Raw genomic sequence first — 25,860 nt, 5'->3', positions numbered from 1 at the left:
AGCAGCTTATCCCGTGGAGGTCTTAAGCGGCTAATCTCTTAACGGCAGCCAGAAGCTTTTGGTAAATCTTTAAGTTGTTTGGGATTTTTGGAGGCGCGGGTCGGAATCGAACCGACGCATAAAGGTTTTGCAGACCTCTCCCTTACCACTTGGGTACCGCGCCGTTGCTGTAGAGGGGACAGCAGTGGAGGGAATTATTGGAGCGGGAGACGGGATTTGAACCCGCGACATCTTCCTTGGCAAGGAAGCACTCTACCACTGAGCTACTCCCGCCCGTTCCAAGTACAAATATATCGGCTGATGAGAAATGAATCAAGTCCACCAGCAACTTAGTTGTTGGAAACCTGGAACGGAATCTGAGGTCCGGCGTTTCCTTTGCGATGGTTGCGAACGATATGCGGAGTCAACAAGATAATGAGGTCGCTCTTGCCACGCGAGGTCTGTTTATTCGTGGTTCCCCCAAAGCCGGGAATCTGGCTCAATCCGGGTAAACCGCTGACTGCGGAAGACTCCTGATCGGACATGGCGGAGACCACCATGATGGTGTCGCCATCATGCGTCGTTACATCCGAGGCATACTGGCGGCTTGCAAGCACCGGGATGCCGTTGAGCGAACTGCCGGCCAGTGCCTCAATCTTCAGGTCCATCTTGACGTGGACCTCTCCCGTTCTCTGGATGGTCGGCACGGCCTTGAAGGTCAGTCCAAGGTCTTCATACTGGATCTGAGGAATCGCGCTGCTCAGGAGGCTGGTTGTGGAGGAGTTGGTGCCCAGATACTGCGCCAGCAGGGAAGAGGCTGTCGACGAACTCGTGAGGTCAGAGTACAGCGAGGTGGCAATGGGGTACCGTGTGCCGGCGCGGAAGGTAGCTGTCTCACGATCGTGGACGCGCATCATTACATCGTCCAGCGCGCGCGAATCTGAAGAGGTGAAGCTGAGGTTGAGAACCGGCGTAACTCCGGCTGAGAGTACGGTGGTTGTCAGGCCGCCGCCGAGGATTAGAAACGAGTTTGTGATCAGGCTTGAGTTGGCAACGCCCGCGGCCAGCAGGTACAAGGCAATCTGTGTCTGCGTGGTTGATGAGTTAAAGATGCCCGCGGCATAGAGCTGGTCAATCAGGCTCTGGTTGGACGAGATAAGGCTTTGCGCCTGCGACAGCAGGTTGTAGGCGTTGATCTGTGTCGGCAGCACAATGCCCACATTGCGCGTGCGCGAGGTGTCCAGCGCATAGATCTTCAGATCGAAGACTACTTCGCTGCCGCCATCCAGCAGATCGCTCAGAATGGCATTCATCGCGTTGATGGATTGCTCGGGAGCGCGCACGACGAGGTTACCGGAGTTGACCTGGACGGTGGCCTGACGGATATCGAAGACCTGCCGTACCACGTTGCCCAGCTCAGTCATCTGCTCATTGGTCAGGCCGGCGAGATAAACCGTTTCCTGGTACAGATGCTCATACTGGTCGTGGTTCTCCAGCGTGTCCGCCGCAATGAGGAGGGTGTGCTCGTCGATTGGTGTGACGAAGGTATGGAAGAGCTGGCCGACGATCTCAAGGCTTCGTTCGTAGGTCAGGCCATCGAGATCGATCTTGGTCTGCTCACTGCCCACGCCATTGCCGAAGATAACGTGCAGCCCGGTCTGGTTTGCAATGGCTTGGTAGGCTTCGCGGGCGCCGCCACGCAGGTGCAGATTCACCAGACCCGGCCGGTGAGCCACAACGATGGGGCCGGCAAGCTGTTGCAGGTCGGTAGACAGATTTGGGACGGGGTCAACACGCGGCGCTGTGCTGGTGGTGGCGAAATGCTGCGTGACAATCGGGTTGTCCGGCGCAAGCGCGCGCGCCTGTTCCAGCAACCGTGCGGCATCGGTCAGGTTTCCGGAAAGTCCCGCCCTCGCCGACTGCTGCACCAGGCTGCTGACATGGTGTTCGCGGGCGGTCAGCAGGGCGGCGGCGTACTCCGGTTTTGCCGGGTTCAGCCGGAAAGCCTTGGCGAAGGCCTTCTCTGCCGCTGGAAGGTCATCGCGATCCAGGGCGCGCGCGCCCGCCAGATAGGCATCATCCGCCTGGCGGGCCTGTTTGGCAGAGACTGGCTTTGGCTGCGTCTGTGCGCTGATATGCAGCCAGGCCGAGCCCGCAAACAGAACTGCGGCCACGGCACTGCGAAGAGGTGTCATCAATCGGTTAGACGAAGGAAAACGGCTAGCGTGCGCCGGCAATCACATTGAACGCGGGACGCTCTACGCCGCGCTCGCTCCGTACCGGGCGGCGCAGGCCGTTGCGGATAGCATGCGAATCCATGTTCAGTTCGGTCAACGTGCGGGACAGGGTATTGCGGTGCATGCCCAGCTCTTCCGCGGCCTTGCACTGGTTGCCACGGTGACGTGCCAGCACTTCCAGGATGTAGCGCTTCTTGAACTCCCGCACAGCGTCGTTATAGCTAATTCCAGCGTTGTGCATCTGCGCGACCAGAGTTTCAAGTTCTCGCTTCATTTCATCCTCAATTCAAAAAAAGTTGCAGGCGTTTCCCTTACCGGCGCCGGGAGAGCGTTGACGCTTCATCCCTGAGTTGCGAGGCACCGTTGACTACGCGCTGCTGAAAATCACCAGGCACGATGAAGGATACCCCATGCGATGCCGTTAGGAAATAGGGAGCTAGGTGCGACTGGCGAAACAGGGTTGATTCCGGCAAAAATGCCGCAACCGACATCACAATTGCCGTAACTGCCAGACATCCCCGCAAAAATCCGAAACACGCCCCACCCATGCGGTCGGCAAGGCCCAGCCCAACGGCCTCGCAACCCTTGCGGACCGCCCAGCCAAGCAGGGTAGCCGCAAGCATGACGGCAAAGGCAATCAACAGAAAGCCCGCGGTTTCAGCCGCTGGTTTGGCCGCTATCCATTTGGAAAGCATGGCGGCGGCACGTTGGTAGTACACACCGGCCAGAACAATGCCCAGCGCGATGCCGATAAGAGAAAACAGGGAACGCACAAGACCGCGCAGGAAGGCGGCGATTACCGACCATGCAAGCAGCGCGACAATGGCGTAGTCCACCGGAGTCATCCCTCTCTATTTTGAGGGCGTTCCGGTCTCCCCGGGTGTTGACTGTTTGGCTACACTTCCAGGGCCAGGCCGGTAATGCGCTGGTAGGCCTCAAGATATTTGGCCCGGGTATTGGAGATTACATCCTCCGGCAGCGACGGCGCTGGTGCCTGCTTGTTCCAGTGGATCGACTCCAGGTAGTCGCGCACATACTGCTTGTCGAACGACGGCTGCGCTCCGCCGGGGGAGTACAGATCGGCCGGCCAGTAACGGGAGGAGTCGGGCGTCAGCACCTCGTCGGCCAGGGTGATGGCACCATCGATCACACCAAACTCGAACTTGGTGTCAGCCAGGATCAATCCCTTGGACTCGGCGTGAGCCGAAGCCCTGGCATAGATAGCCAGGGTCAGGTCGCGCAGCTTCACGGCGGTTTCCCGGCCAACGGTGTTGATCACTTCCTCGAAAGAAATGTTCTCGTCGTGGCCCACGTTGTTCTTGGCTGCGGGGGTGAAGATCGGCTCCGGCAGGCGGTCGGACTCACGCAGTCCCTTGGGCAGCGGAATGCCGCAGATCATGCCGGTTTTCTGGTAATCCTTCCAGCCGGAGCCGGAGATGTAGCCGCGTACCACGCATTCCACCGGGAACATTTCGGCGCGCTTGACCAGCATGGAGCGGCCGGCAAGCTGATCCGCGTGCTGCGGCAGCGGCGCAGGGTACTGGGCCACATCCGCGGTAATCAGGTGGTTCGGGACGAGCTGCTTCAGATGGTCAAACCAGAACAGCGAAAGCTGCGTCAGCACCTTGCCCTTGTCCGGGATGCCTGAGCCGAGTACATGATCAAAAGCCGAGATGCGGTCGGTCGCCACAAACAGCAGTTCGTGGTCGTTGACGGCGAGAATGTCGCGTACTTTGCCACGCGCTGTCAGCGGCAAAGGAAGATCGGTTTGAAGTAAAGCCTGATTCATAGGGAAGTTTGAGTGTATCAAGCAGGCGGCTCTAGGGCGTGAGGTGGCGGCTCTGGCCGCTGTGATAGCTGCCCGTGGTGTAGCGCCGCTCGGCGATGGCCGCCTCGAGTTCGGAGTTGAACTCCGCTCCCAGCAGAATGGTGAGCGCGGTGAGATAGAACCAGATCAGCAGAATGATGACTGCACCCAGTGACCCGTAGGTGAGCGAATAAGTGTTGAAAAAGTGCAGGTAGGTTCGAAGGGCGATGGAGGCCAGCAGCCAGCAGCTGATCCCTAGGGCTCCGCCAGGAGTCAACCACCGCCAGGTGCGCACCTTGAAGTTTGGTGCAAAGTAATAGAGGAGCGCGATGGTGAGCGCAAGGAACAGGCCGCCAACCGAGTAGCCAAGCACCCGCGCGATCCAGCCCAGCAGGTGTGGCCAGCCAAGAGTGGCTGTCAGCCAGTTGCCGAGCAGGTCGCCGCCGAAAAGAGACGACAGGGCGAAGGTCAGGATGATGGAGATAACCACCGTCAGCACCACGGCCGAAAGCCGCGCCTGCAGGTAAGAGCGCGATTCCTGGATGTTGTATACCGAGTTCAACGCGTCCTGCAGGGCGGAGACACCGACCGACGCGGTCCACAGTGCGGCCAGCAGGCCAATGGTGATCTTGCCCTTGGTGGAATGTGCAGCGGTCTGGTTAAAGGTCTCCAGTACCAGGCTGAAGGCCTCTGGCGGAAGCACCTTGGCCACGTACTGCAGGATGTCTAGGTAGAAGCCGGTTGCCGATTTTGCCGCGATGCCAAGAACAGAGCTGGCCGCGATAAGAGCGGGAAAAAGAGCGAACAGGAAGTAGTAGGCAAGCTGCGCGGAACGGCCCAGCAGGTCGTCCTTGAGGAAGGACTTTGTGGTGCGCCGCAGCACCACGCGCAGACTGATGCCTTCCAGGTTCCACAGCGACCGCAGCGGAGAGCGGTTCACCAGCTCCCACACATACTGCGGCGCTGAGGGCACCTTCGGTTCGGGTTGGGTGTCAAACAGCATCCATTCTTGGATGGCTGTGGGACGGGAGGGTTTGGATGGTAATCCCCGATTACTTTACGAGAATGGCTTGTCCGGTGTGAAAGGCGGCATGGCTGGCGCGGCTGAGCAGGACAGCCAACCGGTTGCGCAGCGGATCCTTTGCAAAGTCGTCGGCAGAAACCGCGGTGTGAGGCTGCAACCATTCGTCCGGCGTCAGCTTGTCGAACGCCTCTGCGAGCGCGGCATTCACTTTTTTGAAGACCTCGCGCAGTTCGGCAGGCGTCAGCAGGTCTGGTACGGTGCGGTCAGGCTGGTTCAGATAAGGCTCATCCAGCTCCGGGTGAAGCCGTTCACCGATCCCCAGCAGGGGAAACAGGCGGTCATGCACAGCTGCCAGATGGCCTACCAGGTAGACCACACGGTTCTTTCCAGGGGCAATCTGCTGCAGCAACTGTTCATCACTGAGCCTGGTGATCGAAATCTCAATCCGGCTGATGATCAGTTTCCAGTGGGCGATGGCGGTAGCGACAAGCAGGGCTTCGTTCGACATAAAAGTGAGTCCTCGTGGAGAAGTGTATCTCTTCGATGCTTGTCGAATTGTGGCTGGTGCAGAAAAAGAAACGGGCCTCGCCGGGAGGCCCGTTTGGGAGGCTGATCCGTGCAAACGGGTTATGCTGCGTTCGAGTTCCTGTCGGCGCGGTTCAGGTTCACGCTGACAATGCGCGAGACACCCGGCTCCTGCATGGTGACGCCGTAGATCATGTCGGCCTCCTGCATGGTGCGCTTGTGGTGAGTAATGACCACGAACTGGGTGTTCGAGGACATTTCAGCGACCAGCTTGGCGAAGCGGCCCACGTTGGTTTCGTCCAGAGGGGCGTCGACTTCGTCCAGGATGCAGAACGGAGCAGGAGCGTAAAGGAAGATGCCGACCAGCAGACTGAAGGCTGTCAAAGCCTTCTCTCCACCGGAGAGCAGAAGGATGTTTTGCAGCTTCTTGCCCGGGGGCGACGCGATGATGTCGATGCCGCTCTCGGAGATGTTGTCCGGGTCGGTCAGCTTCATCATGGCCTGTCCGCCGCCGAACAGCTTGGTGAAGGTGAGCGAGAAGTTTGTGTTGATCTTCTCGAAGGCCTCTTCAAACTTGGTGCGCGAGACCTCGTCGATTTCCTTGATGGACTGCTGCGTATTCTCGATGGAATCCAGAAGATCCTTGCGCTGGCCTTCCAGGAAGCCGTGACGCTGCTCGGTCTCGGCGTACTCTTCGAGCGCCATCATGTTGACCGGGCCCATGTTCTCGAGCTTCTGCTTCAGCGTACCGGTCTCCTCGTTCGCCGCGGAGAGTTCGTCGCCGCTGATGCGCAGCGTCATCTCATCGGAACGAAGCTCGGCGGCTTCGACACCGAGGTCGGCCATTGTCTGCGCTTCCAGGTGCTCAATGTCGGAGCTCAGCTTGGCCGCCTGCGCGGTCAGAGCGCTGCGCTTTTCGCGCAGGGCATCGGTCTTAGAGCGCAGAGACTTGAGCTTCTGCTCCAGCTCGGTGAGCGACGCACGCAGAGCTGTTGCCTCGGAGGTCAGCGTCTGCTGCTCGGCGATTGATAGCTCACGCTGTTCGGAGAGAACCGTCTTCTGCTCGGCCAGCTGTAGGTTCTCTTCCTCGCGGCGCTGCTTCTCCGTGCCGCCGGAAGCCAACTGCTGTTCCATCTGGATCAGGCGCTGCTGCTGGCCGTTGAACATGCGCTGGTTCTGCTCGAAGGCGGCAGTTGCGTTGCGGCGGCGTTCTTCCAGGCCGGCAAGCTGTGCGGATGCGGCTGCGGCTTCTGATTGCAGCACCTCGCGGCGCAGGCGCAGGTCGTCCATCTGCGCGGTGAATTCGGCGATGCGGCCCTCTGCGGTGGAGCGCTCGCCCTCATACCTGGCGGCCTCCTCCTGCTTGCGGGTGATTAGATCCTGCTTGGCGTTGCGTGCCTCGCGGTTGCGCTCGACGGAGAGCTGCCAGTCCGCCAGGCGGCGCTCGATGCGGGCCACTTCGGACTCCATCTGGCGCAGGGCCGCACCCTGGTTGGCGCTCTCGCGCTCGGCCTCGCGACGCTCGGCCTGCTTGTGCTCCAGCGATTGTGAAAGCTCAACGATCTGGCGTGCCAGTGTCGCGGCGTGAATTTCGGTCTGCGACAGCTCAGCTTCGAGTGCCTCCAGCCTGGTCTGAATCTCGCGCAGTTCGCGCTTCAGGGCCAGCGGACCTTCACCGCTCGGACGTCCACCGGTGACCGTCACATTGTGGAAGGTCTCGCCAGTAGGCGAGAGGAAGAAGGCGTTCGGGTTCTGCAACGCCAGGTTGCGGGCGGTAGCGGAGTCCGGCGTCACGTACCCTTCGCGCAGCTTGGGAAGCACCACCTCCAGCGACTTGCCGAAGCCGTTCAGCACGCGGATGCAGTCCTTCAGCGGAACCACGCCCTCGTGTCCCGCGGTGTTGGCCGTTGAGGCCATGCCGTTGGAGAATGCGGCGCCTGCTTCGGAGTCCGGCGGATGGACCAGGAAGGTTGCGCGGCCCTCGACATCGGACTTCAGCATCTGCATACCCTGGTCGGCGGCGTCCCAGCTCTTGACGACGATGTAGTTCAGCTCGTCGCGCAGGAACTCGTCGACCACCTGCTCGTACTGCCCATCCACTTCCAGGAAGTCCGCCAGTGTGCCCACAGGAGCAGCGCCACCGGTGGCGGCATTGTGGCGGAAGATGTTGCGGACAGTATCGGTCGAATAGCTGTGCTCGCGGATCAGGGCTTCGAGCGAGTTGCGGCGGCCCAGCAGGGTTGCCACTTCGGCGCGAAGCTGGTCGCCGCGACGCTTGGTCTGGGCCTCTTCCGTGCGGCGAGCCTCCAGGTCAAGCCGGAGCTCTGCAATCTCGGCTTCCAGGCGCTGCAAGCGCTCGGTGGCGGATTCGAACTCAATGGAGACCTGTCCGCGGCGCTGACCCAGCGACTCGAGTTCCTGGCGTGCGGTCTCAGACTCGGCGCTCAGGCGTTCGGCCTCGCGGTCCAGCCCTGCAAGCGACTCGGCGGCCTGCGCTTCTTCTCTGTGCGCCTGTCCTGCCCGCTGCATCCACTGAATCGACTGCTGGCGGAAGGCCTCAGCCTCTCGCTCCGAAGAGCCTACGGCGCGAACGGCTTCCTGGGCCTCAGCCTGCTTCTGCTGGGCCAGCTCACGTGCTCCTGCAGCTTCGGCGGTGGCAGATTCCAGGAACGACTGCGTCTCGGCGCGCTCGGCGGTCAGTGTCTCCATCTGTTGGCGAATCTGCGCCAGTTCGGCATTGCCGGTTTCGAGGCGGGTTTCCAGCTCCGCAACACGGTCGGTGTTCGAGGCGATGCGGGCGACGACGCGCTCCAGTTCCACGGCCGTCTGGTTGGCGCGTACGCCAGCCTCGCGGATGGCGGCGTCCAGTTCATAGCCACGGGCGCGGCCGGTGCTGGCCTCGGCGTCGGTGGTTTCAATCTCGGCGGCCTGCGTGTCGATGGTCTCAGTCAGTTGCGCAATCTGCTGCGCCGTGGCGGCCTGCTCGGCGTCCATCTGCGCCAGCTTGCTGGCCAGAACGACGCGCAGCTTGGTGCGCAGCTCGTCTCGCAGGGCAACGTAGCGCTCGGCCTTGGCGGCCTGGCGCTTCAGGCTGGCCATCTGGCGGGTTACTTCGTCGAAGATGTCATTGACGCGTGCCAGGTTCTGCTTGGCGGCTTCAAGACGCAGCTCGGCAAGTCGCTTCTTGGTCTTGAAGCGGGTGACGCCGGCGGCTTCTTCCAGGATGGAGCGGCGATCCAGAGGCTTCGAACTGAGAAGCTGGCCGATGCGCTCCTGGCCGATGATCGCGTAGTTCTCGCCCGACAGGCCGGTACCCAGGAAGACATCCTGAATATCGCGCAGGCGGCAGATCTTGCCGTTCATCAGGTACTCGCTCTCGCCGGAGCGGAACAGGCGGCGGGTCACGGTAATTTCGCCGGCACGCACGGGGGCGCGGTTGAACTTGCGGCGGCGGATCTTCAGGACAACATTGTGCGCAGCCTCGGCGTCCTGCATGCCTTCGAGCGGCTGCTGCGGGTGCGCTTCGCCGTCGATTACCTGGCCGGGCTGCGCTTCGAGCACAGCCGCTTCCGTCTCCGCGGCATTCTGCTCGCGCAGGGCCGTCTCATCCCAGTCACCATCGGGTTTCACCGCGGCAGGCTCAGCAGGAGCGTCTTCCGGATGTTCGTCCTCGATCTCGATCTCGGGCACTTCACCGGGGGCCAGCAACTGGCCATCGTAGACCTCGGGGTCAACCAGCGTGAGGGAGACCTCGGCCATGCCGGTGGGTTTGCGGTCACGGGTTCCGGCGAAGATGACATCTTCCATCTTGGTTCCGCGCAGACTCTTGGCCGACTGCTCACCGAGTACCCAGGTAATGGCGTCTGAGATGTTCGATTTGCCGCAGCCGTTGGGGCCGACAATGGCCGCAATACCGTTACCGGCAAGCTGGACCTCAGTACGGTCACAAAACGACTTGAAGCCGAGAATCTGGATGCGCTTCAACTTGAGCATGGGCGGGGTTGCCTCCAACCGTAACGGGCCGTTCGTCTCCAGAGGAATGCGACGAGCGAAGGGCCTCAGTTCAAATTTTCACCACTCCGGGGCCGTGAATCAACACGGACAGCCCAAGATTTTGTGGATAAGAGGGGAATAACCCTACAAATAGGTGTCCGCTACGGATAACGTCTGGCTTCGGCGGCTTCGATTCCATGAAGACGGAAAATGGAATCGCGAGGTTACGCTTTTACCCTGTTCCCGTCTTACACTCTGTCAATGAGGCGTTACGGTAAGGTCATACCACCGTGACAGCAGGAGACATGCGGTCCTTCTCCAGTATTTCCGGTCGTTCCTGTGCTCTTGCCAGAGAGCAACGGGCTTCTTATAATCCGCATCAACCCCCTATGGACGGGAAAACACGGCGCAGCGAACAAAATCGCTGTTATTTCGTGGATTTCCGGTCATCGGGAAATTCTCCCTGCTGTATCTTCATTGAACATCGCACATTCGATTTTTCACAGTAATTAGGAGCCTTAAATGAAGAAGGTTTTGTTCGCCTCGTTCCTGGCGGCCGCTGCGGTCGCGGTCTCCCCTAACGCCCTGGTGGCAGCAACCGCCAACGTGGGCCAAGCCCAGGGTGGCGGCGTGCAGATGTCGCAGGAAGAGTACAAGGCGTATAACGACGCTATCGCCACGGCCGATCCAAAGGCCAAGGTCACCGCGCTTGAGGCTTACCTTGAGAAGTACCCGCAGAGTTCCGTGAAGGAGAGCGTGCAGGAACTGATCATGGGCACCTACGGCCAGCTCAACGATCCGGCCGGAATGCTGGCCGCCGCTGACAAGCTGCTGCAGACCAACCCCTCGAACCTGCGTGCTCTGACCACCGAGATGAGCCTGCACAAGGGCATGGCCGATCAGAAGACGGAGCCGGCGGAAAAGCAGGCTGAGCTGGATAAGGCCGCTGACGCCGCCAAGAAGGCTCTGACTGCCACCAAGGGCAAGGACATGGATCAGGCCACCTGGGATGCCATGATCAAGCAGGCTACTCCGTACCTGTACAGCGCGATTGCTTCGGCTGCGCTGAACAAGAAGGACACCGCCACCGCCATCGACAACTACAAGAAGGAACTGGCTGCTGTTCCTCCCGAGCAGACCGCCGCTCCTGGCCCTTTCCTGCAGGACACCTTCTTCCTGGGCCTGGCTTACATGCAGTCCACGCCCGCTGACTATGTGAACTGCACCTGGTACACCACCCGCTTTGTAGAACTGGCTCCGGAGCCTTACAAGACCCAGTACGCTCCTACCGCCAAGTACTGCTACGTCAAGTACCACGGCAAGGCTGATGGCTACGAGACGGTTCAGGCCGCGGTCAAGACCAACCTGAATCCTCCGGCTGGCTTTGCGATCACTCCGGCTCCCAAGCCTTCCGACATCGTGCATGACACCATTGCCGCTACCCCGGACCTGTCGACGCTGGCTCTCAGCGATCGTGAGTTCATCCTGGCCTACGGCGTGAAGGAAGACTCGGACAAGATGTGGGCGGTTCTGCAGGGCAAGGACGTCAAGATTCCGGATGTCGTTGTTGTCGAAGCGACCGAGACCAGCATCAAGGGTTCGGTTTCTGAGGACGCTGTTCAGTCCAAGGCTGCTGACTTCACCTTCAACCTGAAGGAGCCGTTGACCAAGGTTCCTGCGGTTGGCGATAAGATCACTGTCTCCAGCACCTATGACTCCTACACGCAGAGCGCCGGCCAGGCTGTTCCCGTCATGATCGTGATGAAGGACGCCACGGTGGAAGCCCCGAAGAAGGCTCCCGCCACCAAGGCTCCGGTTCGTCGCGCTCCGGCCCGCAAGAAGTAATTGCGGTAAAGACAAGAAGGGCAGCCCCGAGGGGCTGCCCTTCTGCTTTTTTGACTTGCTTCAGTGTGTCATCCCGACCGGAGCGAAGCGCAGTGGAAGGATCTGCATTTCTGATCTCAGCCGCGTGCCCTGGTCAGATGGCACACCTTATCCAGCAGCGAGCTGTTTGGCGCGCTCGGTGGCACGCTTCACGGCCTTGATGAGCGTGACGCGCAGACCACCCTCTTCCAGCTCCAGGATGCCATCCACCGTGCATCCGGCGGGTGTGGTGACCTGGTCCTTCAGAAGGGCAGGGTGGTAGCCGGTTTCCAGCACCATGCGGGCAGAGCCGAAGACCGTCTGCGCGGCCAGCAGTGTTGCCACGTCGCGCGGCAGGCCGACGTTGACGCCGGCCTCGGCCAGCGCCTCGATGATGATGTACACATAGGCCGGGCCGGAGCCGGAGAGGCCCGTCACGGCGTCCATGTGCTTCTCGTCGACGATGACCGAGCGGCCCACGGTGTTGAAGATCTTCTGCGCCGTCACCAGATGCTCTCCGCTGACAAAACGGCCGGGGCACAGAGCGGTAACACCCGCCGCCAGCATGGACGGCGTGTTGGGCATGGCGCGGATGACCGGGATGTCCATCCCGGCAGCCTCTTCAATGGCGCTGGTCTTCACCGATGCGGCAAAGGAGACGATCAGTTTCTTCGGCGTCAACGCCGGCTTGATCTGCTCAATCAGCGCCGGCACCTGCGTCGGCTTGACGCCGAGCAGGATGATGTCAGCGTCCTTTGCGGCAGCCAGGTTGTCGGTGGTGACCTCCACCTGGAACTGCACGGAGAGTGCCTGCGCGCGTTCCGGGTGGGCCACCGTCGCGATGATCTGCTCCGGGTGCAGCAGGTTGTTTTTCAGGAAGGCCTGCAGCAGGATGCCGCCCATCTTGCCGGCGCCAAGGACAGCAACCTTGATGCCGGGCAGGGAGGGCGGCCCGAGGGTAGGAATCTCGATTTTGAGATCGTCGTTTGCCATAAGAGTGTCTTGCTTAGTCGATGAAGTCGACCTTGGCCTTGTGCGGAATGATGCCGCGCTCGTAGCCCAGGTCGAGCAGCTTCTTGATGGCCACGCGGCCATCATCGCCGTAGTTGAGCGTGCGCTCGTTCACGTACATGCCGACAAAGCGGTTTGCCAGATTGGTGTCCAGGTCGCGGGCAAACTGCATGGCATACTGCAGAGCTGCCTCGCGGTTATCGAGGGCGTGCTGAATGCTGTCGCGCAGCGCCTGCGTGGTGACCTTCATGACCTCTGCTCCCAGCGAGCGGCGGATGGCGTTGCCACCCAGCGGCAGGGGCAGGCCATCGGTCTCCTCGCGCCACCACTGGCCCAGGTCCAGGATCTTGTGCAGGCCGTTGTTGCCATAGGTGAGCTGGCCTTCATGGATGATCAGGCCGGCATCGAACTCTCCGGCAGCGACGCGCGGAATGATCTCGTCAAAGGGAATGGTCTCGGCTTCGACTTCGGGAGCGAAGAGCTTCAGCGCCAGGTACGCAGTGGTCAGCGTTCCGGGAACCGCGATCTTCAGCTTCTTCACCTCGTCGAGGGTCATCTTCTTCGGAGCCACGATCATGGGGCCGTAGCCGTCACCCACGGAGCCGCCGCACGCCATCAGAGCATAGTTGTCCTGCAGGTACGGATAGGCATGGAAGCTGATGGCGGTAACGTCGTAAAAGGCCTCGTCCATGGCCTTGCGGTTCAACGTCTCAATGTCAGTCAGCGTGTGGGTGAACTTATAGCCAGGCACACGAATTTTGTTCGTCGCCAGGCCATAGAACATAAATGCATCGTCGGAGTCGGGAGAGTGCGCGATGTTGATCTCGCGAATGGTGGGACTACTCATACAATCGGATGACCTCTGGAAAGGATACAGCGGTTGAAGGTGCAGGCTTACTTCTTAGACAAGGTTACTGTGCGGCGCGACGCGGTATGGAACGCGGCCGTTGGTACGGGTCGCTCAGGTCGCCTGGGTTATCAGATGACCAGCGCTTGCCGTGCGATGGATTTCTAGCGGGGGTTCCGCCCGTTTTGTGTGCGATGTTCGACACGCGAGGGCGGTGTGTGAAAAATTTTTCTGCCATCAGATTGCCCGGATTCTCACCGGCGCCGGCTGCTTTACGGATGTGCCGCGCAATCGCCCAGGACGCTCCCAGAAGGGCGCACACGGAGAGTACGGCGGCAGCAAAAAGAATCTGCATGGACACGCTCAAGGATACCAAAGCCAGCTAGGCAGGATGTACGTTTGCCTGCAACCACGCCAGGTACTCCATACTGCCGCCACCGAGTGGCACAACCAGTAACTCCGGCAATTGATAGCCATCAGGGCGGCTGGCGTGAAAACTCTTCAGCCTGCTCTCGATGGCTGCGAGATGGGTATCGAGCGATTTGAGCGTCAGTTGAAACTCCTCGCCGCGCTCGATTGCGCCCTGCCAGTGGTAGATGGAAAGCACCGGCCCGCCAATGCTGACACACGCCGCCAGGCGCTCCTTTACAAAGCTTTCCGCAAGCGTTTCGGCGGCTTCGCGGGAGCCAATCGTTGTCAGGATGAGGACTGGTTTCGCCATACCCATGGAGTATTCCACGTTCGTCCTGTATCCATCCGGATTCCTGGCAAGAGTATTTGCTTGACCTTGCTTAACCAGCGTCGATACTTCTGAATTGCATGCAGAAATCTTCCCCAGGTCTCTGGAGCCGCCTGCTCATCGCAGGTGAAAGGCTCTATTCAGGACGCCGCAAGATGGCAACCATCGCCGCTGCGGGTCTTGCAATTTCGCTGGGGTATCACGTCATCTTCGGCCAGAATGGTCTGACCATGTACGAGCAGAAGAAGCGCGAAGCCAAAGAGCTGGATGTAGAGCTGAAGCGCCTTCAAAAAGAGAATGAGCTGATGGCCGGACACGTCGAGCGTCTGCAGAACGATCCCAGCGCGATTGAGCACCAGGCAAGGGAAGAACTGCACTACACGCGCCCGGGGGAAGTCATTTATACACTGCCCTCCGCTCCTGCCAAAAAGTAGCCTCTGCAAGTAAGATTGAGTCGTTCCAGGACATGGCAGCGCCGGCGGTCGGTGAATCTCTGCATTTAAACCTGGAGCAAGGAGAGGCGTTCTGCGGGTCTCACTGTTTATCACTTGCTATAACGACACGCTGTTCCCGGGCACGGGCAAGGCGGTGGTACGCGTGCTGGAGCGTCTGGGCCATACGGTGGACTTTCCCGCCGGCCAGACCTGCTGCGGCCAGATGCACTGGAACACCGGCTACCAGAAGGAAGCGCTCCCACTGGTGCAGCGCTTTGTCGACCAGTTCCGCCATGCGGAGGCCGTTGTCGTTCCCTCCTCAAGCTGCGTTGCCATGATGAAGGACCACTACCCGCTAATGGCGGAGCAGATGAAGGATGAGAAGCTCAAGGCTGAGCTCGACGTGCTGCTGCCGAAGGTGTGGGAGTTCTCGCAGTTTCTGACCGAGTGCTTGAAGCTGCAGGATGTTGGCGCGTTTTATCCGCACAAGGTGACCTATCACGCCAGCTGCCACGGCCTGCGCAATCTCGGCATCAAGGACGGGCCGATGGAGCTTCTGCGCCATGTGAAAGGCCTTGAACTGGTGGAGATTGAAAACCTGGACCGCTGCTGCGGTTTTGGCGGCACCTTTGCCGTAAAGAATCCCGAGACCTCGACCGCCATGCTGGAAGAGAAGCTCGGAGCGATTTTCAAGACTGGCGCGGAGGTCTGCACCGCCTGCGATAACTCTTGCCTGATGCACATGGAAGGCGCCCTGCATCGCCAGAAGGCCGGTGTGCATACCATCCACCTGGCGGAGATTCTGGCCGGAGAGGAGAGCGCGCAATGAGCCGTATTCCTCTCGATCCGGCCACCTCGCCCTCTTTTCCCAAGGCGGCAAAGAAGTCTCTTGGCGACCAGCAGTTGCGCAGGAACGTACGTCACGCCACCGACGTGATCCAGGCCAAGCGCAAGAAGATGGTGGAAGAGCGCGACGACTGGCAGGACCTGCGTGAGAGCGGCAAGCAGATTCGCGAGCACACGCTGCGCTATCTGGACCAGTACCTGGAAGAGTTTGAGCGCAACTGCACCGCCGCCGGTGGCCATGTCCACTGGGCGCGCGATGGCAAGGAAGCCTGCGCCATTGTGACGCGGCTTGCGAAAGAGGCCGGAGCCAGCGAGGTCATCAAGATCAAGACGATGACCTCGGAGGAGATCCACCTCAACAATGCGCTTGAGGCTGAAGGCATCATGGCGGTCGAAACCGACCTGGCCGAGTTGATCATCCAGCTCGGCGAAGATCAGCCCTCGCACATCGTCGTTCCGGCGCTGCATAAGAACCGCCACCAGATTCGCGAGATCTTCAAGCAGAAGATGGGGCTTGAGAACCTGGGTGAGACGCCTGCCGACCTGGCAGAGGCTGCACGCAGCTACCTGCGGCACAAGTTCCTCACCGTGCCCACGGCGGTGAGTGGCGCCAATTACCTGATCGCCGAGACCGGTGGTGTCTGCATCGTGGAGAGTGAAGGCAACGGCCGTATGTGCCTTACTCTGCCGGAGACGCTGATCACGGTCGCAGGCATCGACAAGGTCATTCCGCGCTTTCAGGACCTCGAGGTCTTCCTGCAGACGCTGCCGCGTTCCGCCACCGGCGAGCGCATGAATCCGTACAACTCCGTATGGACCGGCGTGCATGAGGGCGATGGCCCCAGGAACTTCCACGTCGTCATCATGGACAACGCCCGTACCGAGGTGCTGGCTGACGAAGAAGGCCGCCAGACACTGCACTGCATCCGCTGCGGAGCCTGCCAGAACGCCTGCCCCGTCTACCGTCAGACGGGAGGTCACGCTTACGGCTCGGTCTACGCCGGGCCTATCGGTGCGATCCTGACACCACAGTTGCAGGAGCTGCATCATGCCGAGAGCCTGCCCTATGCCTCGTCGCTTTGCGGAGCCTGCTACGAGGTCTGCCCGGTGAAGATCAACATCCCCGAGGTGCTGATCCATCTGCGCCACAAGGTGGTGGAGAAGCACACCAGGGGCATCGGCAAGCTGAATCCTGAAGCCGTAGCCATGAAGGTGATGGCCAACCTGTTCCGCAGCGAGGCCCGTTTCCGCGCCGCGCAGAAGTTCGGCCGCAGCGCGGAGAAGCCTCTGGTCAACCGTGAAGGCTGGATCGGCTGGCTGCCCGGCATGCTGGGCGGTTGGACGCAGGCCCGCGATCTGCAGGCCATGCCGTCAGAGACCTTCCGCGAATGGTGGGAGAAGCGCGACAAGAAGGAGGCCCGGTAATGTCGGACGCCCGCACTGAGATCCTGGAGAAGATTCGTGCCGTCAAGCCCGCTGGCTTTGGCGATCGCGCCACTGCGTGGCAGCACGTCGAGCGTGACTTCCTGACCGGCTCCCAGCTTGGCCGCGACGAGATTCTGCACCTGCTGGAAGACCGCCTGCTGGATTACGACGCTACTGTGCTGCGTTGCGCTCCGGATGCCATTGCTGTGGAAGTGCAGGCGCTGCTCGAAAAGCGTGGCAAGGCAAAGATGGCGATTCCCGAAGGCCTTGAGGCTTCCTGGCTGCCACAGGGCTTTGAGTTCGTCGTCGACCACCAGCTGCCCTATGACCAGCTCGACAAGGTCGACGGCGTCATCACCGGCTGCACGGTCGCCATTGCGGACACGGGCAGCATCGTCGTCCGGAACACGGCAGGGCAGGGCCGCCGCGCCATCACGCTGGTGCCGGACTATCACCTGTGCGTCGTCTTCGCGAGCGCCGTGGTGAAGACCGTGCCGGAGGCAATGCGCCAACTGCAGCCCTACAACACCTCCCCGATCACCTTCTTCTCCGGCCCATCGGCTACGGCCGACATTGAAATGACGCGGATCAAGGGCGTGCACGGACCGCGTTTTCTGGATGTGGTTCTAGTGCTCGACTAACTCAAACTCGTGTCATCCCTCCGCTCCGGTCGAGATGACCAATCTTCTAAAAAGCCGCCCGTGAAGGCGGCTTTCGTTTTTTGCGTTAAACCTCTTGGTTCCTGGCGGTCTAAAAGAAATATTTCAAAAAATCTTCTCTGCGCCACTGGTTGACCAGCACACAGCCTTCACATGGGGCTGTTTTTGCACTTTTGGAACAGTTTCTGATTCGAAGGGAACAGCGTTCTCGAAGAGCATCTTCGCGTCCCGCAAGGGGAATCCCCAAAACCGGGTCTCGAAGCCGATTTTTCTATCCACTCGTCAGTGGTCTGACCAATTTTGCACTTTTTACACGGCAGTCTTTTTCGTTTGTGAACCACAAACCATACCACCAGACCACTTGGGGTTTTGCGGAGGCTAAGGCGAAGATTCGCCAGTGTTTTCCTGTGTAGAATCACCCTGTCGCGCCAAGCGCACAATCCGCGAAAGCGAATAGAAACAGGGGAAACGATGTCAGGTTTAAAGTTCTTGGAAGATCGTTGGGACGACTCAGTCGCGTCGAAATTGGATGAACCGGAGCTCCTCCGTTACCGCTCCAACCTGCTGGGTTCCGACCTGCGCATCACCAACTTCGGCGGCGGCAACACCAGCTCGAAGATCGACCAGGTCGATCCGCTGACCGGCGAGACGGTCAAGGTGATGTGGGTGAAGGGTTCCGGCGGCGACGTGGGCAGCATCAAGCGCTCCGGCTTTGCCACCCTGTACATGGACCGCCTGCTCTCCATGGAGAAGATCTACCCCGGCGTTGCCCGCGAAGACGAGATGGTCGCGATGTATCCGCTGATCACCTTCGGCAACAACCCGGTCGCGGCCTCCATCGACACCCCGCTGCACGGCTTCCTGCCCTTCCCGCACGTTGACCACCTCCACCCCGATTGGGGAATCGCCCTGGCCGCCTCTTCTAACGGTAAGGAGAAGATGGAGGAGTTCAACAAGGAGTACAACCACAAGCTGGTCTGGCTGCCCTGGCAGCGCCCTGGCTTTGAGCTGGCCATGATGCTGAAGACCGCGGTGGAGGCAAACCCCGGCTGCGACGGCATCATCCTGGGGGGACACGGCCTGTTCACCTGGGGTAACACCCAGCGTGAGAGCTACCTGAACACGATCACCATCATCGATCAGATTGGCCAGTTCATCGAGAAGCACGCCATCGCCAAGGGCAAGCCGTCCTTCGGTGGAGCCATCTATTCCACCCGCGAGGACAAGGCTGAGATTGCCAAGGCCATCTTCCCGGTCATCCGTGGCGCGGTCAGCCGCAAGCAGCGCTGGATCGGCACCTTCTTTGACGGAGCGGATGTGCTGGAGTTCGTGAACTCCGCGCAGGCCAAGAAGCTGGCCCACCTGGGCACCAGCTGCCCGGACCACTTCATCCGTACCAAGATCCGCCCCATGTACCTGGAGTGGAACCCGGCCGGCGATCCGAAGGAGCTTGAGGCCCTGGTGGACTCGACGCTCGCCACCTACCGCGATGAGTACGCCGAGTACTACAACGCGCACGCCCTGCCGGATTCGCCCAAGATGCGCGATGCCAGCCCGACCGTGGTTCTGGTTCCCGGCGTCGGCATGTTCACCTTCGGCAAGAACAAGACCGAGTCGCGCCTGACCGGTGAGTTTTATACCAACGCCATCCACGTGATGCAGGGTGCAGGTTCGCTCGGCTCGGGTGTGGATTGCGTCGATGTTCCGCAGGCGGGTCCGGCTGCCGGAGCCAGCGAGTTCACGGTGTACGAGAACTACGTTGCTCTGCCGCCCAGCGAGGCCTTCCGCATCGAGTACTGGGCTTTGGAAGAGGCCAAGATCCGTCGCATGCCTCCTGAGAAGGAGCTCAGCCGCCGCATCCTGCTCGTCGTGGGTGGTGGTTCGGGCATTGGCCGCGAGGTTGCTCTGCTGGCCGCTGAGCGTGGCGCGCACATCGTCGTGGCCGATCGCGCTGTCGAAGGCGCTGCCAGCGTGGCGGAAGAGTGCAAGGCCATTGCCGGTAAGGAAGCTGTCATCTCCACCGCCATCGACATCACCGACCGCAAGGCCATCAAGTCCGCTTTGGATGAAACGGTTGCCAAGTTTGGCGGTGTCGACATCATCGTGAACACGGCGGCTATCTTCCCATCCTCGCCCGATGGCATCATCAGCGACGCGATGTGGGGTACCACGCTCTCCATCAACGTCACCGCGAACTTCCTGCTTGGGGACGAAGTGCAGAAGGTTCTTGCCAAGCAGAAGCTTGACGGCAGCCTGGTGCTCACCAGTTCCGCCAACGCGGTTGTGCCGAAGAAGGGAACTGAGGCGTACGACGTTTCGAAGGCTGCGCTGAGCCACCTGGTGCGTGAACTGGCCGTGACCTTCTCTCCGCTCACCCGTGTGAACGGCATCAGCCCGGCGACGGTGGTGAAGGGATCGACGATGTTCCCGCGCGACCGCGTGAAGGCTTCGCTGGCCAAGTACAACATCGCGTTTGAGGAATCGAACACCGATGATGAGCTTCGCAACAAGCTGGCTGCCTTCTACGCCAAGCGCACGCTGACGCATGTGCCGATTGACCCGAAGGACTGCGCCGAGGCGATTCTGTTCATCGGTGGACCCAAGGCTCCGGTGACCACCGGACACCTGATCCCGGTTGACGGTGGCCTGACGGAGGCTTACCTCCGTTGAGACGCACCGCACCCAAAACCCTTCGCCCCTCAGATACCCGCGCCCTGGTTGCAGTCGACCTCGGCGCGGGTAGCTGCAGGGTCTCACTGCTTCGGTGGGTCGAGAACAAGCCGCAGATTTCGCTGGTGCATCGCTTTGCGAACGCACCGCGCGAGGTGGATGGCGGCCTGCACTGGGACCTGAAGATGATCACCGAAGGCCTGGAGACCGGCCTGCGCAAGGTGGCGGAGATCGCCACCGAGGGCGTCCGCTCCATCGCCGTCGACGGATGGGCCGTGGACTACGTTCGCATCGACACGGCAGGCAATCCGCTGGGTGACCCGTTCTGCTACCGCGACGAACGCACCATCAAGTCGGAGAAGTCCGTGCATCGCCGCTGCAGCCCCGACCAGATGCGCGAGCTCACCGGCATCCAGCTCATCCGTATCAACACGCTCTACCAGCTCCACGCAGACCAGCTTGCCGGCCTGCCTGAGGGCGACCAGTGGATGAATCTGCCGGAGTACTTTCTCGCCCGCTGGGGAGGGTCGCGCGTGGCCGAGCTGACCAACGCGACGCACACGCAGATGGTGGAACTGTACCGTCCACAGTGGTGCCACGAGATTTTTACAGCGGTTGGCCTCGATCTCGCCTCTGCGCCGAAGATCGTTCCCCCCGGAACGGATCTTGGAGTGGTGCGGGGGCCTCTGGCGGAATTGCCCGCATTCAAGGGCACACGCCTGATTGCTCCGGGCTGCCATGACACGGCCTCTGCCATTGCGGGTATCCCTGCATCGGGTCGTGACTGGGCGTACATCAGCAGCGGCACATGGTCGCTGGTGGGAACGCTGCTGGAACAGCCGCGTAACAGCGATGCGGTGAAGGCGGACAACTTCACCAACCTGGGTGCTGTCGGGAGCCGCATCTGCTTCCACAAGAACGTGAATGGTATGTGGCTCATCGAGCAGTCGCTTGCTCACTGGGCCGCCGAAGGCAAGCCCTGGAACATCGCTGACCTGGTGAAGGCCGCCGAGCAGATCGGTAAGCCGGATGCCTTGCTTGACGTGGACGACGAAGATCTTCTGCTGCCCGAACGCATGCCGGAGCGCATCAACGCGCAGCGTGCGAAGAAGGGCCTGCCTGCACTGGATCCGACCTCGGCCGGCGCTCCGGTGATGGCGAACCTGATCTTCTACTCGCTGGCGGCTCGCTATGCCAAGGTGCTGGACCGCATCTCGCTGCACAGCGGCAAGAAGTTCAAGCGGCTGTACATTGTGGGCGGCGCCAGCCAGAACGAGTTCCTGAACCGGCTCACGGCAGAGGCGACGGGACTCGAAGTCCATCGTGGTGCGGTGGAGAGCTCGACGGTGGGCAACTTCGCTGTGCAGATGGCGTGTCTTGAAGGTATGGGCGACAAGATCACCGGCGTCTTTGCCGAGAGCGTTGTCGACTGGGCCGGCCTCTTCTGCAAGGCCGTGTAGTTATCTCCTTTCCTCGTTGCCCCATTCTTTGCGAAGCAAAGGGTGGGGTATCGGGCGAAGCGAGAGAGCGCCGGCGGAACTTTCCCACCTTGCCTGCCGTAAGGCACCCTCATGCCTCTTACCCGCCGCAGGTTTCTCGCAAACTCATCGCTTGCTCTACTCACCTCTGTTCTAAAGGCTGAACCCACCAGCAGCTTTGCAGAGACCGTGCAGAGGTACGTCGATGCGCAGCACTTCAGCGGCGTCATCCTTCTGGGAAGAAAGCAACATATTGCGGAGCAGTACGCCTTAGGCGATGCCCGTACCGAGCCGAAAATTCCTGTCACCGTCGATACCATCTTTGAAGGCGGGTCCATCTCCAAGTGGATCGCCTCGATCGTCGTTCTGAAGCAGGTGGACGCCGCCAGGCTGTCGCTCGATGTACCTATCTCGACGTATCTGCCCGCTTTCCGCAAAGACAACGGGGAAAAGTTGACGCTGGCGCACCTGATGAGCCATCAGAGCGGTGTTCCAAATCAGGTCATCCCTGCGTTCCGTGCCGACCGTACCCTGCAGGCTGATCCGGATGAAGCTGTGGCTCGCTGGGCCAGCGGTGACCTGCAGTTTGAACCCGGCTCGCAGTGGGATTACTCGCACTCCAACTGGCTGCTGGTGCGCGCCGCGCTGGAGCACGCCACCGGAAAGACCTACGAAGAGCTTGCAGGGGAGACCCTGTGGAAGCCGCTACGCCTGAAGCACAGCGGCATCTTCCATGGAGCATCCATGGATGTTCCCGGCATGGCCGAGAGTCGCAAGGCCGATGGCACGGCTGATCCATCGACTATGCCGTCGTTCATGGCCATGGCTGGAGGCTTCTATACCAACGCGCCCGAAATGCTGCGGATTCTTGATGCGGTCGACAGCGGGAAGATTCTGAGTCATACCTCGACCGAGCGGCTCTTCACCATCCGCATGCCACAGCAGCACTATGCCCTCGGCGGCCGCGTTCGGATGCGCACGCTGGCGGAGAAGGAGCGCGCTGTTCTCTGGGAAGACGGTTCCAACCGCAGCTTCCGCATGCTGGCGGTGCGTGTGCGCGGAACGGGGGAGAGCGTGATCGTCATGAACCACCGCGGTACCGATCAGCCGGCGATGGGCGACTTCGCGGATGCCGGGTTGCAGTGGCTTTCGTGAAACGCTTTCGTCCGCGTTGATTCCAGTTGCAACAATCGCCTGTAAACGGGCATGGTGGTGAGCGAGAGGATTTCGTCCCTACATGCTTCGTTCTGCTTTGTTCAGTCTTGCCCTGTCCGCAGCCGCTGTTGCTCTGCATGCCCAAACTGCTCCTCCACCCTCGGCCGTGGCGTATCCGGCGGGCGGTGCCGTAGCTGCCAAGCCGGGAGACCCCATGTTGCTATGGCCCAATGGCGCTCCCTCTGCGCAAGGGGATGCCGACGACGATAGGCCCACGCTGACGGCCTATATTGCTCTGCAGAACCCCACGAAGACGGCGGTGATCGTTACTCCGGGGGGTGGCTACCAGCACCTGTCCATGGAGAAAGAGGGTTCACTCGTCGCGCAGTGGCTGAATGCGCAGGGTGTCACGGCATTTGTGCTGAAGTACCGCCTGGGACCGAAGTATCACAACCCCGTTGAACTCGGTGACGCCCTGCGCGCCATCCGCACCGTGCGCTCCCGTGCCGCGGAGTGGGGTATCGACAAGGGCAAGGTGGGCATGCTCGGCTTTTCGGCTGGTGGACACCTTACGGCCTCCACGAGCGTTCTCTATGACGACGGTCTGCCTACGGGGGACGCCATTGACAAGGAGAGCAGTCGGCCGGACTTCGTGGTGCTCTGCTACCCGGTCATCCGCCTGGATGCGCCCTACATGCACTCCGGCTCGCGCAAGATGCTGCTGGGCGATACGCCCGATGAAGCCCTGGTCGAAAAGATGTCCCTGACGGCCCTGGTCAACGCGGACACGCCGCCGGCCTTTCTGTACACCACCACCGACGACAAGACGGTGCCGGTGATGAACAGCGTTCTCTGGTACAGCGCCCTGGTCAAGAACGGTATTCCGGCGGAGCTTCATGCCTTCCAGCATGGAACCCACGGCAGCGGCCTTGGACAGTTTGACCCCGCTTTGAAGGAGTGGCCCACCCTGCTGCTGCACTGGCTGCAGGCCAACGGATGGGCCGCAAAGCCATGACGATTGAAGAGATGCTGGCAGGCAGGCCGGAGGGCCTGCCTCGTGCTCTTCGGGCACTGTGGCATGACGCCAAAGGCGATTGGAATGCAGCCCACGAAGCCGCGCAGGTTGAGGAATTTGGCGACTGCGCCTGGGTGCATGCCTACCTGCATCGCAAGGAAGGCGATGAGTGGAACGCCGGCTACTGGTATCGCAGGGCAGGGAAGCCGGTCTTCCGCGGGCCGCTCGAAGAAGAATGGCGCTCCATCACCGAGTCTCTGCTCTCGTAACCGGGTCTAGCTTTGTGGCGTCTTCACAATTGTGTAAAGTAGAGCCAATCACAGAAACATCAGCTCACCCTTTCCGGCCGTTCTGGCAGCCGCAGGGCACAGCTACCGGCAAAGCAGCCCCTCTTGGGCTTTTGATTAGAAGAACAGGTGATATGTCCATGCATCTTCGTCGTGTGAAAGTGTATCTCGCATTGCTTCTTGGCCTGGCATTCTGTACGGCCCCGGCCTTTGGGCAGGCTGCGACTCCCAAGATTGACTCTGGCGACAACGCCTGGATGCTGGTCAGCTCCGCCCTGGTGCTGATGATGAGCGGCCCGGGCCTGGCGCTGTTCTACGGTGGGCTGGTGCGCAAGAAGAACGTGCTCGGCACCTTCATGCAGACCTTCGCCATGATGGCCGTAATCACGGTTCTGTGGGCCGTAGTGATGTATTCGCTGGCCTTCAGCCATGGCAATGCTTTTATTGGCGGCTTCGACCATATTTTCCTGAAGGGGGTAGGACTTGAACCAAGCCCGTACGCTCCTACTATCCCCGCGCAGACCTTCATGGTCTACCAGTTGATGTTCGCCATCATTACGCCTGCGCTGATCACCGGCGCGTTTGCCGAGCGTATGAAATTTTCGGCCATGCTGGTCTTCAGCATCCTGTGGTCGCTGTTTATCTACTCGCCCATGGCGCACATGGTCTGGGGGGAAGGTGGCCTGCTGAACATCGCCGGAGGTAAGTTCCCATGCCTGGATTTTGCTGGCGGAACGGTTGTTCACGTCACCTCCGGTATCTCGGCCCTGGTTACGGCTCTTTACCTGGGCAAGCGCATTGGCTACCCCAAGGAGCCTATGCCGCCGCACTCGCTGGTGCTCAGCTTTATCGGCGCCTGCCTTCTGTGGGTGGGCTGGTTCGGTTTCAACGCAGGTTCGGCGCTGGGTTCGGGCGCCTTGGCGACCTCGGCTTTTGTGGCGACGCACTTTGGCGCGGCTGCCGCGGCGATCGGCTGGCTGCTGGCGGAATGGATCCGCAATGGCAAGCCCTCGGCCCTGGGCGGTATCTCCGGCGCTGTCGCCGGACTGGTTGCAATCACTCCGGCTGCGGGTTTCGTGACCCCGATGAGCGCCATGGTGATCGGTTTCATCGCCGGGATCTTCTGCTTCTATATGGTTGTGAAGGTGAAGATGCTCTTCGGGTATGACGACTCGCTGGACGCCTTTGGCGTGCACGGCGCGGGTGGAACTCTGGGTGCGGTGCTGACTGGACTGTTTGCCAACAGCGTCATCAACCCCGTCTTTGGCCAGGGCAAGGCGACCGGTCTTCTCGAGGGAAACCACGGCCAGCTTGTTAACCAGTTGATCGGTGTTGCCCTGGCATGGGGTATCTCCATCGTCGGTACACTCATCCTTCTCTTCATTGTTGATAAGCTGATTGGTCTGCGGGTTTCGCCCGAGGATGAGGCCACCGGACTGGACCTGTCGCAGCACGGTGAAGAGGGTTACCACGCAGAGGCTTCGGCGCACTAAGCTGCGCCCATGGAAAAAGGACTGAAACGATGCTGAAGATTGAAGCGGTAATTCAACCCGGAAAACTGGATGCGGTCAAAGACGCGTTGGTCGAGATTGGCGTGCAGGGCATGACCATTCTTGAGGCACGCGGACATGGCCGCCAGAAGGGCCACACAGAGTTCTATCGCGGCCGCGAGTACTCCGTGGACCTGCTGCCAAAGGTCAAAATCGAGATCGTCGTTACGGACGAAATGGCCGAGAAAGCAATCAACGTGATCATCGGCGCGGCGCAGACCGGCAAGATCGGTGACGGCAAGATCTTCGTCACGAAGGTCGAGGAAGTCATTCGTATCCGCAATGAGGAGCGCGGCGAGATCGCTATCTAGGGTTG

General features: G+C 60.7%; 22 protein-coding genes and 2 tRNA genes. 12 read left to right on the top strand and 12 right to left on the bottom strand.

Features of this window, described 5'->3' with window-relative positions; translation table 11 throughout:
* Nucleotides 1-88: 88 nt before the first annotated feature.
* From OHL13_RS07515 to smc, 9 genes are all read right to left on the bottom strand, one after another.
* Nucleotides 89-163: transfer RNA gene (locus OHL13_RS07515), tRNA-Cys, on the bottom strand.
* Nucleotides 164-198: 35 nt separating this feature from the next.
* Nucleotides 199-273 (bottom strand) — tRNA-Gly (locus OHL13_RS07510).
* 56 nt (nt 274-329) lie between these two features.
* Nucleotides 330-2,174: a type II secretion system protein GspD gene (locus tag OHL13_RS07505; RefSeq protein ID WP_263409511.1), complete on the bottom strand. Its 1,845-nt coding sequence runs from the start codon at nt 2,172-2,174 to the stop codon at nt 330-332.
* A 25-nt stretch (nt 2,175-2,199) separates the two neighbouring features.
* Nucleotides 2,200-2,490: a helix-turn-helix domain-containing protein gene (locus OHL13_RS07500; RefSeq protein ID WP_263409510.1), complete on the bottom strand. Its 291-nt coding sequence runs from the start codon at nt 2,488-2,490 to the stop codon at nt 2,200-2,202.
* A gap of 37 nt (nt 2,491-2,527) precedes the next feature.
* Nucleotides 2,528-3,052: a CvpA family protein gene (locus OHL13_RS07495; protein WP_263409509.1), complete on the bottom strand. Its 525-nt coding sequence runs from the start codon at nt 3,050-3,052 to the stop codon at nt 2,528-2,530.
* Between the two features lie 59 nt (nt 3,053-3,111).
* Nucleotides 3,112-4,005, bottom strand: coding sequence for a phosphoribosylaminoimidazolesuccinocarboxamide synthase (locus tag OHL13_RS07490; protein ID WP_263409508.1), 894 nt, complete (start codon nt 4,003-4,005; stop codon nt 3,112-3,114).
* A 31-nt stretch (nt 4,006-4,036) separates the two neighbouring features.
* Entirely contained in the window at nt 4,037-5,026 is a 990-nt protein-coding gene (locus OHL13_RS07485; RefSeq protein WP_263409507.1) for a YihY/virulence factor BrkB family protein, read from the bottom strand.
* Between the two features lie 49 nt (nt 5,027-5,075).
* Entirely contained in the window at nt 5,076-5,555 is a 480-nt protein-coding gene (locus OHL13_RS07480; protein WP_263409506.1) for a DinB family protein, read from the bottom strand.
* Between the two features lie 119 nt (nt 5,556-5,674).
* Complete coding sequence (smc, locus tag OHL13_RS07475; protein ID WP_263409505.1) at nt 5,675-9,565, bottom strand: chromosome segregation protein SMC; 3,891 nt, start codon at nt 9,563-9,565, stop codon at nt 5,675-5,677.
* Between the two features lie 522 nt (nt 9,566-10,087).
* Here smc and OHL13_RS07470 point away from each other — a divergent pair.
* Entirely contained in the window at nt 10,088-11,410 is a 1,323-nt protein-coding gene (locus OHL13_RS07470; RefSeq protein ID WP_263409504.1) for a hypothetical protein, read from the top strand.
* Nucleotides 11,411-11,557: 147 nt separating this feature from the next.
* Here OHL13_RS07470 and proC read toward each other — a convergent pair whose 3' ends face one another.
* The 3 genes from proC to cutA all read right to left on the bottom strand — a co-directional run bounded on the left by proC (nt 11,558) and on the right by cutA (nt 14,007).
* Complete coding sequence (gene proC / locus OHL13_RS07465) at nt 11,558-12,421, bottom strand: pyrroline-5-carboxylate reductase (protein ID WP_263409503.1); 864 nt, start codon at nt 12,419-12,421, stop codon at nt 11,558-11,560.
* Nucleotides 12,422-12,434: 13 nt separating this feature from the next.
* A complete protein-coding gene (locus tag OHL13_RS07460; protein WP_263409502.1) occupies nt 12,435-13,286 on the bottom strand; it encodes a menaquinone biosynthesis family protein in 852 nt (283 codons plus the stop codon).
* A gap of 382 nt (nt 13,287-13,668) precedes the next feature.
* Nucleotides 13,669-14,007, bottom strand: a complete 339-nt coding sequence (gene cutA / locus OHL13_RS07455) for a divalent-cation tolerance protein CutA (protein ID WP_263409501.1) — start codon at nt 14,005-14,007, stop codon at nt 13,669-13,671.
* A gap of 173 nt (nt 14,008-14,180) precedes the next feature.
* Here cutA and OHL13_RS07450 point away from each other — a divergent pair, with 173 nt between their 5' ends.
* From OHL13_RS07450 to OHL13_RS07400, 11 genes are all read left to right on the top strand, one after another.
* Nucleotides 14,181-14,459, top strand: a complete 279-nt coding sequence (locus OHL13_RS07450; protein WP_263409500.1) for an FtsB family cell division protein — start codon at nt 14,181-14,183, stop codon at nt 14,457-14,459.
* A gap of 55 nt (nt 14,460-14,514) precedes the next feature.
* The gene (locus tag OHL13_RS07445) at nt 14,515-15,288 is read left to right on the top strand and encodes a (Fe-S)-binding protein (RefSeq protein WP_317889943.1); all 774 of its coding nucleotides are present in this window, start codon (nt 14,515-14,517) and stop codon (nt 15,286-15,288) included.
* On the top strand, nt 15,285-16,730 hold the full coding sequence (locus OHL13_RS07440; RefSeq protein ID WP_263409499.1) for a LutB/LldF family L-lactate oxidation iron-sulfur protein: 1,446 nt from the start codon (nt 15,285-15,287) through the stop codon (nt 16,728-16,730). The genes OHL13_RS07445 and OHL13_RS07440 overlap by 4 nt, the downstream gene beginning before the upstream one ends.
* The gene (locus OHL13_RS07435) at nt 16,730-17,371 is read left to right on the top strand and encodes a LutC/YkgG family protein (RefSeq protein ID WP_263409498.1); all 642 of its coding nucleotides are present in this window, start codon (nt 16,730-16,732) and stop codon (nt 17,369-17,371) included. The genes OHL13_RS07440 and OHL13_RS07435 overlap by 1 nt, the downstream gene beginning before the upstream one ends.
* Before the next feature lie 489 nt (nt 17,372-17,860).
* Entirely contained in the window at nt 17,861-20,059 is a 2,199-nt protein-coding gene (locus tag OHL13_RS07430; RefSeq protein WP_263409497.1) for a bifunctional rhamnulose-1-phosphate aldolase/short-chain dehydrogenase, read from the top strand.
* The gene (locus tag OHL13_RS07425) at nt 20,056-21,519 is read left to right on the top strand and encodes a rhamnulokinase (RefSeq protein WP_263409496.1); all 1,464 of its coding nucleotides are present in this window, start codon (nt 20,056-20,058) and stop codon (nt 21,517-21,519) included. The genes OHL13_RS07430 and OHL13_RS07425 overlap by 4 nt, the downstream gene beginning before the upstream one ends.
* Nucleotides 21,520-21,630: 111 nt before the next feature.
* Nucleotides 21,631-22,692, top strand: a complete 1,062-nt coding sequence (locus tag OHL13_RS07420; protein WP_263409495.1) for a serine hydrolase domain-containing protein — start codon at nt 21,631-21,633, stop codon at nt 22,690-22,692.
* A gap of 82 nt (nt 22,693-22,774) precedes the next feature.
* Nucleotides 22,775-23,707 (top strand): alpha/beta hydrolase, encoded by a 933-nt coding sequence (locus OHL13_RS07415; RefSeq protein WP_263409494.1) that lies wholly within the window; start codon nt 22,775-22,777, stop codon nt 23,705-23,707.
* Entirely contained in the window at nt 23,689-23,976 is a 288-nt protein-coding gene (locus OHL13_RS07410; protein ID WP_317889911.1) for a hypothetical protein, read from the top strand. The genes OHL13_RS07415 and OHL13_RS07410 overlap by 19 nt, the downstream gene beginning before the upstream one ends.
* A 158-nt stretch (nt 23,977-24,134) precedes the next feature.
* Entirely contained in the window at nt 24,135-25,487 is a 1,353-nt protein-coding gene (locus OHL13_RS07405) for an ammonium transporter (protein ID WP_263409493.1), read from the top strand.
* 29 nt (nt 25,488-25,516) lie between these two features.
* Nucleotides 25,517-25,855, top strand: a complete 339-nt coding sequence (locus tag OHL13_RS07400; RefSeq protein ID WP_263409492.1) for a P-II family nitrogen regulator — start codon at nt 25,517-25,519, stop codon at nt 25,853-25,855.
* Nucleotides 25,856-25,860 lie beyond the last annotated feature (5 nt).

The organism is Terriglobus tenax (assembly GCF_025685395.1).
GTDB classification, from domain to species: domain Bacteria; phylum Acidobacteriota; class Terriglobia; order Terriglobales; family Acidobacteriaceae; genus Terriglobus; species Terriglobus tenax.
Note: the sequence above shows the minus strand (reverse complement) of the source record. Positions and strands in the feature narration are given on the sequence as shown.

Excerpts from the sequence above, each read along its gene's own strand:
- OHL13_RS07430 (WP_263409497.1), top strand. The coding sequence starts at position 17,861 with ATGTCAGGTTTAAAGTTCTTGGAAGATCGTTGGGACGACTCAGTCGCG.
- OHL13_RS07435 (WP_263409498.1), top strand. The coding sequence starts at position 16,730 with ATGTCGGACGCCCGCACTGAGATCCTGGAGAAGATTCGTGCCGTCAAG.
- proC (WP_263409503.1), bottom strand. The coding sequence starts at position 12,421 with ATGGCAAACGACGATCTCAAAATCGAGATTCCTACCCTCGGGCCGCCC.
- OHL13_RS07485 (WP_263409507.1), bottom strand. The coding sequence starts at position 5,026 with ATGCTGTTTGACACCCAACCCGAACCGAAGGTGCCCTCAGCGCCGCAG.
- OHL13_RS07500 (WP_263409510.1), bottom strand. The coding sequence starts at position 2,490 with ATGAAGCGAGAACTTGAAACTCTGGTCGCGCAGATGCACAACGCTGGA.
- OHL13_RS07460 (WP_263409502.1), bottom strand. The coding sequence starts at position 13,286 with ATGAGTAGTCCCACCATTCGCGAGATCAACATCGCGCACTCTCCCGAC.
- OHL13_RS07415 (WP_263409494.1), top strand. The coding sequence starts at position 22,775 with ATGCTTCGTTCTGCTTTGTTCAGTCTTGCCCTGTCCGCAGCCGCTGTT.
- smc (WP_263409505.1), bottom strand. The coding sequence starts at position 9,565 with ATGCTCAAGTTGAAGCGCATCCAGATTCTCGGCTTCAAGTCGTTTTGT.
- OHL13_RS07440 (WP_263409499.1), top strand. The coding sequence starts at position 15,285 with ATGAGCCGTATTCCTCTCGATCCGGCCACCTCGCCCTCTTTTCCCAAG.
- OHL13_RS07490 (WP_263409508.1), bottom strand. The coding sequence starts at position 4,005 with ATGAATCAGGCTTTACTTCAAACCGATCTTCCTTTGCCGCTGACAGCG.
- OHL13_RS07405 (WP_263409493.1), top strand. The coding sequence starts at position 24,135 with ATGCATCTTCGTCGTGTGAAAGTGTATCTCGCATTGCTTCTTGGCCTG.
- OHL13_RS07470 (WP_263409504.1), top strand. The coding sequence starts at position 10,088 with ATGAAGAAGGTTTTGTTCGCCTCGTTCCTGGCGGCCGCTGCGGTCGCG.
- OHL13_RS07480 (WP_263409506.1), bottom strand. The coding sequence starts at position 5,555 with ATGTCGAACGAAGCCCTGCTTGTCGCTACCGCCATCGCCCACTGGAAA.
- OHL13_RS07450 (WP_263409500.1), top strand. The coding sequence starts at position 14,181 with ATGGCAACCATCGCCGCTGCGGGTCTTGCAATTTCGCTGGGGTATCAC.
- OHL13_RS07410 (WP_317889911.1), top strand. The coding sequence starts at position 23,689 with ATGGGCCGCAAAGCCATGACGATTGAAGAGATGCTGGCAGGCAGGCCG.
- cutA (WP_263409501.1), bottom strand. The coding sequence starts at position 14,007 with ATGGCGAAACCAGTCCTCATCCTGACAACGATTGGCTCCCGCGAAGCC.
- OHL13_RS07420 (WP_263409495.1), top strand. The coding sequence starts at position 21,631 with ATGCCTCTTACCCGCCGCAGGTTTCTCGCAAACTCATCGCTTGCTCTA.
- OHL13_RS07505 (WP_263409511.1), bottom strand. The coding sequence starts at position 2,174 with ATGACACCTCTTCGCAGTGCCGTGGCCGCAGTTCTGTTTGCGGGCTCG.
- OHL13_RS07400 (WP_263409492.1), top strand. The coding sequence starts at position 25,517 with ATGCTGAAGATTGAAGCGGTAATTCAACCCGGAAAACTGGATGCGGTC.